The organism is Mixta intestinalis (assembly GCF_009914055.1).
GTDB classification, from domain to species: Bacteria; Pseudomonadota; Gammaproteobacteria; order Enterobacterales; family Enterobacteriaceae; genus Mixta; species Mixta intestinalis.
Map to the genome: position 1 here is coordinate 1,330,005 of NZ_CP028271.1, position 12,327 is coordinate 1,342,331.

General features: G+C 55.5%; 8 protein-coding genes and 1 pseudogene. All 9 read right to left on the bottom strand.

Features of this window, described 5'->3' with window-relative positions:
- Nucleotides 1–20: 20 nt before the first annotated feature.
- Nucleotides 21–689 (bottom strand): methionine ABC transporter permease, encoded by a 669-nt coding sequence (locus tag C7M51_RS06300; protein WP_160621003.1) that lies wholly within the window; start codon nucleotides 687–689, stop codon nucleotides 21–23.
- Nucleotides 682–1,707, bottom strand: coding sequence for a methionine ABC transporter ATP-binding protein (locus C7M51_RS06305; RefSeq protein ID WP_160621004.1), 1,026 nt, complete (start codon nucleotides 1,705–1,707; stop codon nucleotides 682–684). The genes C7M51_RS06300 and C7M51_RS06305 overlap by 8 nt, the downstream gene beginning before the upstream one ends.
- 506 nt (nucleotides 1,708–2,213) lie before the next feature.
- The gene (locus C7M51_RS06310) at nucleotides 2,214–2,954 is read right to left on the bottom strand and encodes a nitroreductase family protein (protein WP_160621005.1); all 741 of its coding nucleotides are present in this window, start codon (nucleotides 2,952–2,954) and stop codon (nucleotides 2,214–2,216) included.
- 84 nt (nucleotides 2,955–3,038) lie between these two features.
- Nucleotides 3,039–3,905, bottom strand: a complete 867-nt coding sequence (locus tag C7M51_RS06315) for an MBL fold metallo-hydrolase (protein WP_160621006.1) — start codon at nucleotides 3,903–3,905, stop codon at nucleotides 3,039–3,041.
- Nucleotides 3,906–4,198: 293 nt separating this feature from the next.
- On the bottom strand, nucleotides 4,199–4,879 hold the full coding sequence (gene narI / locus C7M51_RS06320; RefSeq protein WP_208852119.1) for a respiratory nitrate reductase subunit gamma: 681 nt from the start codon (nucleotides 4,877–4,879) through the stop codon (nucleotides 4,199–4,201).
- On the bottom strand, nucleotides 4,876–5,574 hold the full coding sequence (gene narJ / locus C7M51_RS06325; protein ID WP_160621007.1) for a nitrate reductase molybdenum cofactor assembly chaperone: 699 nt from the start codon (nucleotides 5,572–5,574) through the stop codon (nucleotides 4,876–4,878). Before narJ ends, narI begins: the two co-directional genes overlap by 4 nt.
- Nucleotides 5,574–7,109 carry a nitrate reductase subunit beta gene (narH, locus tag C7M51_RS06330; RefSeq protein WP_160621008.1) on the bottom strand — a complete coding sequence of 512 codons (1,536 nt, stop codon included), beginning with the start codon at nucleotides 7,107–7,109 and terminating at the stop codon, nucleotides 5,574–5,576. The genes narJ and narH overlap by 1 nt, the downstream gene beginning before the upstream one ends.
- Nucleotides 7,106–10,847: pseudogene (locus tag C7M51_RS06335) on the bottom strand (nitrate reductase subunit alpha). The gene narH and the pseudogene C7M51_RS06335 overlap by 4 nt, the downstream one beginning before the upstream one ends.
- 93 nt (nucleotides 10,848–10,940) lie before the next feature.
- Nucleotides 10,941–12,323 (bottom strand): nitrate/nitrite transporter NarU, encoded by a 1,383-nt coding sequence (gene narU, locus C7M51_RS06340; RefSeq protein ID WP_160621009.1) that lies wholly within the window; start codon nucleotides 12,321–12,323, stop codon nucleotides 10,941–10,943.
- Between the last annotated feature and the right edge of the window lie 4 nt (nucleotides 12,324–12,327).

Here is a 12,327-nt window from a genome sequence, read left to right on the forward strand (position 1 = left end):
GATGTGTGTTCTCTGTGTAATTAACGTTTGTCTAAGGAACGGGTGATCAGATCACCAATAAATTGAATGATAAACACAACAATCAGGATGGTGACGGTAGCCACCAGCGTGACGTCATTATGGTTGCGCTGGAATCCTTCCAGATAGGCGAGATTTCCCAGGCCGCCTGCGCCGATTACGCCCGCCATTGCGCTGTAGCTCACCAGCGCGATCAGCGTGACGGTAATGCCGGAAACCAGCGCTGGAGACGATTCCGGCAGCAGCACTCGAAATATCAGCGTGCTCAGCCGTGCCCCCATCGAGCGGGTTGCTTCTATGACGCCTTTATCCACTTCGCGCAGCGCGATTTCTACCAGACGGGCGTAAAACGGCGCGGCACCGATAATCAACGCGGGCAGCGCGGCGTTAGCGCCGAGAATAGTGCCGACCAGCGTTTTGGTAAAAGGGATCAGCAACACGATCAGGATAATAAACGGGATAGAACGAAATACGTTCACTATCACGGAGATCAGGCTGTAGAGCTTGCGGTTAGGAAACAGGCCATCGCGGGCGGTTAAAAACAGCGCCAGTCCCAGTAAAATGCCCAGTACCAACGTCGCCACGCCGGAAATAGCGGTCATATAGAGCGTTTCACCGGTGGCATCCCACAGCCGATCCCATTTCAGATGTGGGAGAAGGGTCTCAGTCATGCTTTACTACCTCAGCCTCAATATGATGCTCCTGTAAATCGCGCAGGATGTTCTCCAGCTGCTCCGCCGAAGGCGTTACCTGTAGCCAGAGCTGACCAAAGCGCCCGTGGATCGTCTGGGTAATTTTGCCGTGCAGAATATTAAACGGCAGGCCGTAGCGCAGCGTTAGCTCACCCACAATCGGCTGATGAGTGCTGTTTTGTAAAAAGGTCAGCCGGATAATGGTGCCGGGTAAACCGGCGGCAAGCTGCGGATCGAAATCGTCCTGTTCGCTGTTGAACTGACTTACCTGGCGCACAAACTGGCGCGTAATCGGCTGCTGTGGATGGGTAAAAACGGAGAGCACCTCGCCTTCTTCCACCACGCGCCCGTTCTCCATCACTGCCACGCGATCGCAAATTTTGCGAACGACGTGCATCTCATGGGTAATTAATACGATGGTGAGCTTAAAGCGGCGGTTAATATCCAGCAGCAGATCGAGAATGGCATCGGTGGTTTGCGGATCGAGCGCCGAGGTCGCCTCATCACATAACAGCACATCCGGGCGATTAGCCAGCGCGCGGGCGATACCAACACGCTGCTTTTGCCCGCCTGAAAGCTGTGAAGGCCAGGCGTTCTCGCGCCCTTTCAGCCCGACCAGTTCAATCAGCTCCGCCACGCGCGCTTTTATTTCCGCTTTGGGTACGCCCGCGATTTGCATTGAGAAGGCAATATTCTCGCTGACCGTACGTGACCAAAGCAGATTAAAGTGCTGAAACACCATGCTGATTTTAAGCCGCGCCCGACGCAACGCTTCGCCACGTGCGGCGGAAATATCATGACCATCGATAGTCACGCTACCGGACGTTGGCTTCTCCAGCCCGTTAAACATACGGATCAGGGTACTTTTTCCGGCGCCGCTGTAGCCGATAATGCCGTAGATCTGCCCTTTTTCAATAGAAAGGTTAACGTCATCCACTGCGGTAATTGCAGCAGCGCCCGGATTAAATACTTTGCGGATATCCCTTAAAACAATCATAGGTTCTCTGTATAGCAGGCGATAAATAACTACAGAAACAAGGTGCTAACTTTCCCTGCCACTGCCAGCCGGAACGGTCTTCGGTATCATAGGGTCAGCCATATTTTAATAAAATGAATAAAAGGTTATTTCTTATAACTATTTGTGAGCTAACGATTGCGCAAAGGTTGAGAACTAATGAAAGGTATCTGATGCCTCAGTTATGTTTTAAGGCCGATCTATTATTTAACCACTAATAATGTGGATATCGCTGAGGCGAGCCGCTGGCGTAATAAGAAATTTCAGGGGGGTTAAAAGATGCGGTACAGAGAAATCTGGTCAACATATGCGCACCGGCGGAATATAGATTATGCACCGCACGAAGACAGCGATCGAACCCGACTGGATATTCTCTATGCCGCCGAGCCAGGCCAGAAAACCCTGCTTTTCATGAATAAGCTGTGCCGGTGAAAGGGGTAAAAAAACGGAGGCAATGGCCTCCGCTTTATCATCATCCTGTCAGGGCACTACTTATCTTTGCCGAAACCCTGTTTTAACAGCGCTGGCAGCACATCCGGGAAATAGATGTGCTTATAGTAATTGGCAACGGTATGGCTCCAGTCTTCGCCACCGTTACGATCGATATTTTTCCAGTGCTGTTCCAGTTCATGATTAAACTGTGCGATCTGTTCCACCATCCCCTCCGTCTGATATTTTTCATCATGACGGAACGTGGAGAGCGGCAGACGCGGTTTCAGCTCGGCCGGGCGATCGACATAGCCCAGCGCCAGGCCCACCAGCGGAAAAGTCAGCGGCGGCAGTTCAAACAGTTCGATAAACTCAGCCGGACTTATTCTCATTCCGCCAATCGGCACCACGCCCAGCCCCTGCGCCCGCGCCGCCGCCATTGCTGAAGCCAGCGCTATGCCGACATCGGTGCTGCCGGAAACAATGCTTTCGATACTTTCATGGGCGATCTGCTGCTCATCAATCAGCTTCATCGCCTCACGCGATTTATGCATATCAAGCACAAAGGTGATAAACACCGGTGCCTGCGCAATCCACGGCTGGCCGCCCGCCAGCTCGGCGATTTTTGCTTTGGTGGCTTTATCACGCGTGACGATAACCGAAACCTGTTGGGAATGGATAGACGTCGGCGCACGATATGCAGAAAGAATAATGTTATCCAGAACCGCATCCGGTATCGCTTTATCAAGGTAACTGCGATCGCTGCGATGATTAATCAATGTATCAATAACTGGATTCATTTTTCCTCCTGTGAAGTTTAAATCCTGTCGCATTGTAGATGAGCCCTTTTTTAGCGGCTTGCCACTCTGTGCCCCGACAAAAGGTTAAAATTCAGCAGGCATTTCCCGCAGCGACAGCGGCCAGTCGCCGGGCCAGACATAGCGATCTTTCAGAATACGGCAGCTGTATTCCAGACAGATGCGCAGCGGCATTCCCGGATAAAGTCGATCCATATTTTCCTGGAGCGCGTGAGCATCCTGCGATTTGTCAAACTGTCTGAAGAATTCGTGAATATAACGGCGGGTAAAGCTGATGGCAGACGGCATCAAATGCAGCGAGGATGAAGAGTGACCGGGTATCACTATTTCAGGTTTCATTTTTTCCAGCCGGTCAAGCGTATCCAGCCATTTTTGCAGCCGTTCCGGCGTGCGCATATCTGCCAGCCAGACGTGACAATCGGAAAATACCAGGTCGGAAGCAATCAGCGTTCGTGTGGCGGGAATCCACAAGGGAGCGATCTCAATACAGTCGCCGCACATCATACCGGGGATTTCAATTGGCTGACCTTCCAGCCAGAGCACATCTTCCTCCTGACGTTCTGCGATAAATTTTGTTGTGGCACCATTCTTCTTCAGTATGGTTCTGCCCCACCAGGCGATTTTGAAATCCCAGGCGTCGTTAATCTCATCTGCGATCTCCCGGTAAGCGATAATCCGCGCCTCAGGCCAGACCTGCTTAATGACTTCAATACCCAGATAGTGATCGGGATGCAGATGGGTAATAAAGATGGTAGTCAGATTACGCTGTAGCTCCAGCAGCTCCGCTACCAGCCGGTGTGCATTAGCAAGGGTGAACTGTGCATCAACCAGAATCGCCTCCTGCTCGCCATAAATAATCGTTGAGGTAACGCCGAATCCGTCGTGCTTATCACTGCTCAGAAAGACTTTTGTCTTTAGATGGTCCGTCTCCATTTCATTACTCCAGCTGATGAATTCCTTTTCATCATAATTTTTCTCCCGGATGAGTACAGTAAACAACGGTTAATGGATTATTGCGTAATAAGAGGAGATGCAGGCGTTTAACCACGCCTGCTGTATTGAAAAAAAATTTATTACCCTTAGTTACCTTGTGGACATTGCGTTTTCAGGGATCTGGACTAGTTTTAGTAATGAGTTCCTGTGTAACCCTTTGCTGTAGACGCCTTTTCGTCATCCGGCCCCGTACCATTGCCACGGAGCCGGATTTTTTTTCGCCTGTCTGTCCCCTAGCGTCGGGCGCGTACCAGCTGGTAGCGGCGCGTAAAATACTCAAAAGGCGCGCTCCAGACATGTACCAGACGTGTAAACGGAAACACCAGGAAAATTGTCATCCCCAGTACCAGATGAATGCGGTAGATCCATTCGACGCCGTCCAGCCAGGTTGAGGCGTTGCCCTGGAACGTCACTACCGACTGCGCCCAGCCAACCAGCTTCATCATCCCTACGCCGTCCATATGGCGCAGCGAGAAGAGAATAGAAGTCAGCCCCAGAATCAGCTGCACCATCAGAATACCCAGAATCACAATATCAGCACGGGTTGAAGTGGCACGAATGCGCGGGTTAAACAGGCGACGCTTCAGCAGCATCAACCCGCCAACCAGCGCCATCAGGCCAAACACGCCGCCAGCGATCATCGCCAGCTTCTGCTTGGTGGCGATGGCAAGAAACGGCTCATACACCCAGTGCGGCGTCAGCAGGCCAAACAGGTGACCGAAGAAAATACCGATAATGCCGATATGGAACAGGTTCGAGGCAAGGCGGAAATTGCCTTTATCCAGCATCTGACTGGAACCGGCACGCCAGGTGTACTGCCCATAGTCGTAGCGCAGCCAGCTGCCGATGATAAATACCGTGCCGCACAGATAGGGATAGATCTCAAAAAAGAAGATGTTCAGATAGTGCATCATTTGGGACCTCCGGCCGACAAGTCCAGATATTGCGGTATGGGCTGCTGCTGGAAACGCTGCTGATGCGCTTTTTCCGGCGAGGTATCACCGCACCCCTGCGCCCGGTCATCGATAAACTTGATTTGCGCCTCTTCCCAGACGGCATCGAGCGCCTCACGGGTATCGTCGCGCGGCTCCTTGCTGACCTGCCCGGCAACGCTGCTGCTGCGCAGCGGGCTGCCCGCCCAGGCCAGCAGAGCATCAAAGAGCTGGCTGAAAACGCTTTCGCGCTGTCGTAGCCGCCCGCCGATCAATGCCAGAATAGGGGCAACATCCTGTAACCCTTGCTGTGCTGCCGCCTGCGGTTGCAGGCTGAGATATTCCAGATAGAGCGGCAGATAGTCTGGCAGCTCGCGACAGTTAAGCAGCAGGCCCGCCTGCTCATACTGCGACATCAGATCGACCATCGCCTGTCCACGATCGCGTGATTCACCATGTACGTGCTCAAACAGCAACAGTGAAGTCGCGCAGCCGCGATCGAAGGTTTCGCACCACTCCGACTGGCGATCGAGCAAATTGCCGCCAAGCCAGCGATCGGCGAACGACTGTAGCGCCGGTGCCTGCTCCGCCACCAGCGCGCACAGCGCCTCGCGATCCTCCCACAGCTCTTCCTCCGGGTATTCCAGCAGCAATGCAATGACTTTCAGCATCTGCATTATTCGCCCTCCGCTTTATGGGTGATGTTGATGGCGTCAATGCGGCGGCTGTTAAACAGGTTAAACTTGCTGTCGCTGCCGTGGCAGCCGTCGCCGAAGGTAAAGCCGCAGCCGTTACGTTCCGGAAAGGCGTCCGCCGCCAGTTCGCGATGGCTGGTGGGGATCACAAAACGATCTTCGTAATTAGCGATCGCCAGGTAACGATACATATCTTCAACCTGCGCCACGCTAAGCCCGACTTCTTCAATGGCGCGCGTATCGGTCACGCCCTCTACCGTCTGCGAACGTTTGTAGTGGCGCATCGCCATCATACGCTTCAGCGCACGCAGCACCGGCGCGGTATCGCCCGCAGTCAGCAGGTTTGCCAGGTACTGTACCGGAATACGCAGCGACTCCACCGCCGGCAATACGCCGTTGCTTTTCGGCAGCTGACCCGCATCCGCCACCGACTGAATCGGTGATAAAGGCGGCACATACCAGACCATCGGCAGCGTGCGGTATTCAGGATGCAGCGGCAGCGCCAGCTTCCAGTCCATCGCCAGCTTCCAGACCGGCGATTTCTGCGCCGCGTCCAGCACGTTCTCCGGGATGCCCTGCGCCCGCGCTTCAGCAATCACTTCCGGGTCATTGGGATCGAGGAAGACCTCAAGCTGGCGCTCATAGAGATCGGTTTCATGTTCAGTGCTCGCCGCCTCGGCGATGCGGTCAGCGTCATACAACACCACGCCAAGATAGCGGATACGGCCCACGCAGGTTTCGGAACAGACGGTCGGCATACCCGATTCAATACGCGGATAGCAGAAGATACATTTCTCAGACTTACCGCTTTTCCAGTTGAAGTAGATTTTCTTGTACGGGCAGCCGCTGATGCAGAGACGCCAGCCGCGGCATTTGTCCTGATCGATCAGCACAATGCCATCCTCTTCGCGCTTGTAGATCGCGCCGCTGGGACAGGTTGCCACGCAGCTGGGGTTCAGGCAGTGTTCGCACAGGCGCGGCAGGTACATCATAAAGGTGTTTTCAAACTGCCCGTACATCTCCTTCTGCATTGCCACAAAGTTGCTGTCCTGCGAGCGCATGCTGAATTCGCCGCCGAGGATCTCCTCCCAGTTGGGGCCCCATTCCACCTTGTTCATCCGCTTGCCGCTCACCAGCGATCGTGGGCGCGCGGTGGGCTGATATTTCCCCTCAGCCGCGTTGTGCAGATGCTGATAGTCGAAGCTGAATGGTTCATAGTAATCGTCGATGCCCGGTACTTCCGGATTGGCGAAAATCTTCGCCAGTACGCCCACCTTACCGCCCAGCCGCGGCTCCAGCTTGCCGTTGATTTTGCGGATCCAGCCGCCCTTCCATTTTTCCTGATCTTCCCAGGCCTTGGGATAGCCAATGCCGGGCTTGGTTTCCACGTTATTAAACCAGGCGTATTCCATCCCTTCGCGCCCGGTCCAGACGTTTTTACAGGTGATCGAGCAGGTATGACAGCCAATGCATTTGTCGAGATTCATCACCATCCCGACCTGTGAACGTATTTTCATTTCGCCTCCCCCTGCACCTGGTCCTGGCCTTCGCCATCCAGCCAGTTAATGTTTTTCATTTTGCGGATCATAATGAATTCGTCGCGGTTGGAGCCGACGGTGCCGTAATAGTTAAAGCTGTAGGCCAGATGGGCGTAGCCGCCGATCATATGGGTCGGTTTCGGGCAAATACGGGTCACGGAGTTATGGAAACCACCGCGAATGCCGGTCACTTCCGAGCCGGGGATATTGGTGATACGCTCCTGCGCATGATACATCATGGTGGAACCGGGTTTGACGCGCTGGCTCACCACCGCACGACAGGTCAGCGCGCCGTTGGCGTTAAACACCTCTACCCAGTCGTTATCCTTGATATCGAGATCGCGTGCGTCATCCTCGCTCATCCAGATAATCGGCCCACCGCGCGACATGGTCAGCATCAGCAGGTTCTCACTGTAGGTGGAGTGAATGCCCCATTTCTGGTGCGGCGTCAGGAAATTAAGCGCCTTCTCCGGGTAGCCGTTAGAGGGAATATGCTCCAGCTGCGTCACGCTGCGCGTATCGATTGGCGGACGATAGGAAACCAGGCTTTCGCCAAAGGCGCGCATCCACGGATGATCCTGATAAAGCTGCTGACGACCGGAAATGGTGCGCCACGGAATCAGCTCGTGCACGTTGGTATAGCTGGCGTTATAGGAGACGTGCTCATCTTCCAGACCTGACCAGGTGGGGCTGGAGATGATTTTGCGCGGCTGGGCCTGGATATCGCGAAAGCGAATCTTCTCTTCTTCTTTACGCTGCGCCAGATGGGTGTGCTCGCGTCCGGTAATTTCTTCCAGCGCGGCCCAGGCCTTCATCGCTACCTGACCGTTGGTTTCCGGCGCCAGCGTCAGGATCATCTCTGCCGCATCGATGGCGCTGTTAATCATCGGCTGCCCCTTAGCCGGGCCGTCCGCCTTGACGTAGTTCAGCTTGCGCAACAGATCCACTTCGCTGGCGGTGTGCCAGTTGATTCCTTTACCGCCGTTGCCGATTTTCTCCAGCAGCGGGCCGACTGAAGTAAAGCGTTCCCAGGTGGCGGGATAGTCGCGCTCAATAGTGATGATATTAGGCGCGGTTTGACCGGGGATCAGATCGCACTCGCCCTTGTGCCACTCTTTGATATCGTAAGGCTGCGCCAGTTCGGCGGGCGAGTCGTGTTGGATCGGTTGCAGCACCACATCCGTTTCCTGGCCGAGGTGACCAACGCAAAGTTTAGAGAAGGTTTTGGCGATATCCTTATAGATCTCCCAGTCAGTGCGCGATTCCCACACCGGATCGACGGCGGCGGAGAGCGGATGAATAAACGGATGCATATCCGTGGTGTTCATATCATCCTTCTCATACCAGGAGGCGGTTGGCAGCACCACGTCGGAGAAAAGGCAGGTGGTGGACATGCGGAAATCGAGCGTTACCAGCAGATCCAGCTTGCCCTCCAGCGCTTTGGTCTGCCATTCCACCTCTTCCGGGATGGCATCGCCCTTGCCGACACACTCTTCGCCCTGAATACCGCTGTCAGTGCCGAGCAGATATTTCAGCAGGTACTCATGGCCCTTACCGGACGAGCCAAGCAGGTTGGATCGCCAGACAAACAGGTTGCGCGGATGGTTATTGCCCTCATCCGGCTGTTCGCAGGCGAAACGCAGCTTGCCGCTTTTCAGCGCTGAAACCGTATAGTCAACCGGCGACTGGCCCGCCTGTGCTGCCTGTTCAGCGATGCGCAGCGGGTTGGTATTGAGCTGCGGTGCCGATGGCAGCCACCCCATACGTTCGGCGCGCACGTTAAAATCGATCAGCTGACCGGTAAAGCGCTGCTTCTGTGCAATCGGCGACAGCAGCTCGCTGATGCTCAGCTTCTCAAAGCGCCACTGGCTGGCGTGCGCGTAAAAGTAAGAGGTGCTGTTCATCTGGCGCGGCGGTCGCGTCCAGTCCAGCGCAAAGGCGAGCGGCATCCAGCCGGTTTGTGGCCTGAGTTTTTCCTGACCAACGTAGTGCGCCCAGCCGCCGCCGGTTTGCCCGACGCAGCCGCAGAACACCAGCATATTGATCAGCCCACGGTAGTTCATATCCATGTGATACCAGTGGTTCAGACCGGCACCAACGATAATCATCGAACGCCCGTGCGTCTTGTGCGCGGTGTCGGCAAACTCACGCGCGATCTGCTCCAGATTTTTGCGCGGCACGCCGCTGATCTGCTCTGCCCAGGCGGGCGTGTAGGCTTTAATCTCGTCATAGCTCTGTGCGCAGTTGGCGTCATCCAGCCCGCGATCCAGCCCGTAGTTAGCCAGCAGCAGATCGTAAACCGTCACCACGCGCCCCCGCGCTGCCATCTGCCAGCGTAATCTGCTTGCTCGGCAGCTGGTGCAGCAGAATCGGGTCCTGTTTTACATGGCGGAAGTTGGGATTTTCATTACCGCCGTAGTAAGGAAAGGCTACCGGCACCACCGCATCGCGGTCATCAATCAGGCTAAGACGCAGCGTTACCTCATTACCCGCCGCCATCGGCTCCAGGTTCCATTTGCCCTTCTCGCCCCAGCGGAAACCGGCAGAGCCGTTCGGCACCACCAGATCGCCCGTTTCGCTGAAGGCAACGGTTTTCCAGTCAGGATTATTGGTTTCGCCCAGCGCATCGCTCAGATCGGCGGCGCGCAGCAGGCGACCAGAGGTGTAATAGCCGTTCTCGTCTTCCTCCAGAAGCACCAGCATCGGCATATCGGTGTAGCGGCGCGCATAGTTGAGGAAGTAGTCGCTGGGGTTATTCAGATGGAACTCTTTCAGGATCACGTGCCCCATCGCCATCGCCAGCGCGCTGTCGGTACCCTGTTTCGGCGACAGCCACTGGTCGCACAGCTTGGCCACTTCTGAATAGTCGGGGCTGATGGCGATAGTTTTGGTGCCCTTATAGCGCACCTCGGTAAAGAAATGGGCGTCCGGGGTACGCGTCTGCGGCACGTTGGATCCCCAGGCGATAATATAGGAGGAGTTATACCAGTCGGCAGATTCTGGCACGTCGGTCTGCTCGCCCCAGGTCATCGGCGAGGCGGGCGGCAAATCGCAATACCAGTCGTAGAAGCTGAGGCTGGTCGCGCCAATCAGCGACAGATAGCGGGTGCCCGCCGCATAAGAGATCATTGACATCGCCGGGATTGGCGAAAAGCCTGCCACGCGGTCCGGCCCGCAGTTTTTGATCGTCCAGATATTGGCGGCGGCAATCAGCGTGTTCAGCTCCTGCCAGTTGGAGCGGATAAAACCGCCGTGACCGCGTACTTCTTTATAGCTACGGCTCTTCTCCGGGTCAGAGACGATAGAATCCCATGCCAGCACCGGATCGCTGTGCTGCGCCAGCGCTTCACGCCACAGCTCCACCAGGCGACGGCGCACCAGCGGATATTTCAGACGGTTGGCGCTGTAGATATACCAGGAATAGCTGGCCCCGCGAGGACAGCCACGCGGCTCGTGGTTCGGTAGATCGGGGCGCGTGCGCGGGTAGTCGGTCTGCTGCGTTTCCCAGGTCACCAGCCCGTTTTTGACGTATATCTTCCAGCTACAGGAGCCGGTACAGTTCACGCCGTGCGTCGAGCGGACAATTTTATCAAACTGCCAGCGCTGCCGATAACTGTCTTCCCAGTCGCGGTTGCTGTTCATCAGCTGCCCGTGCCCATCGGAAAACGTATCGCTTTTCTGTTTGAAATAGCGAAACTTATCCACCAGTTTACTCATTACCCGCTCCTTGCAGAGGAGCTTCCCCTGCGATTACATGGCTCAATTGAAGGATTGAAGGGCCTGAAAAACAGGCCAAAGAACATGCTGTGATTAGCCTTTAGCAGCACGGCGCCCGTAAACCAGCCAGGTCACCAGAATGCAAATGATGTAAAACACCAGGAAAATTTTCATCGCGCCTACCGGTGAACCGGTCATGGCTAACGATGTGCCGAAGGCTTTTGGAATGAAGAAACCACCGATAGCACCGATGGCGGAGATGAAACCGAGCGCCGCTGCGGTTTCCGTCGCGGCGATATGTTGCGCCTGGGCTTCGCTGCCGCCGCTGGCGAGCACGCGTTTGCGCGTCAGGGTACGGAAAATCACGGCGATCATCTGGAAGGTGGAGCCGCTGCCAAGACCGGCGGTAAGAAACAGCCCCATAAAGACAATATAAAAGGCGGTGAAGCTGCCGGCACCGTGCTCCGGCAGCGTGGAGAACAGCAGCAGCGTAAACAGCGCCATCAGAATAAAGTTAATCAGCGTGACGCGAATACCGCCCAGCTTGTCGGAAACAATGCCGCCCAGCGATCGCGCCAGCGCGCCCAGGAACGGCCCGAAAAAAGCCAGCCGCAGAATATCCACATCGGGAAACTGCGTTTTCGCCAGCATAGCGAAGCCCGCGGAAAAACCGATAAACGATCCGAAAGTCGCCAGGTAGAGCAGGCTCAGCAGCCACATATGTCCGCGTTTCAGCACCACCAACTGTTCCCGCAGTGAGGCCTGTGCGCCCGCCAGCGTATCCATCCCGAACCAGGCGGCGGCTACCGCAATCGCCAGCAGCGGAACCCAGATCCACGCGGCGTTAGCCAGCCACAGCGTGCTGCCCTCCGGCTGCGCCACGCCCTGTACGCCTAAAAACATAAACAGTGGCAGCGTAATAACCGTCGGGGTAACCAGCTGCATTACGCTGACACCAAGGTTGCCGAGACCGCCGTTGATCCCCAGCGCGCTGCCCTGTCGCGCCTTGGGAAAGAAGAAGCTGATATTGCCCATACTGGAAGCAAAGTTCGCGCCCGCAAAGCCGCACAGCAGGGAAATAATGATAAATACGCTGTAGGGAGTGGCGGTATTCTGTACCGCAAAACCGAGCCAGGCACAGGGAATAATCAGGATGGCGGTACTGATCACCGTCCACTGCCGTCCGCCAACCAGCGGAACGGCAAAGGAGTAAGGCACGCGCAGCACGGCACCGGACAGCGAAGGCAGCGCCGTTAACAGAAACAACTGATCGGTGGTGAAATTGAAGCCGACTTTATTGAGGTTTACCGCGACGGCGCTGAACAACATCCAGACGCAAAACGCCAGCAGCAGTGCAAAAACGGAGATCCATAAATTTCGTTGTGCAATTCTTTTCCCGGTCTGAGCCCAAAACGTTGGATTTTCTGCATCCCAGCCGCGCAGTGAGGCGCGAGTCTGTTTCTCACCTAAAGCCATGTTA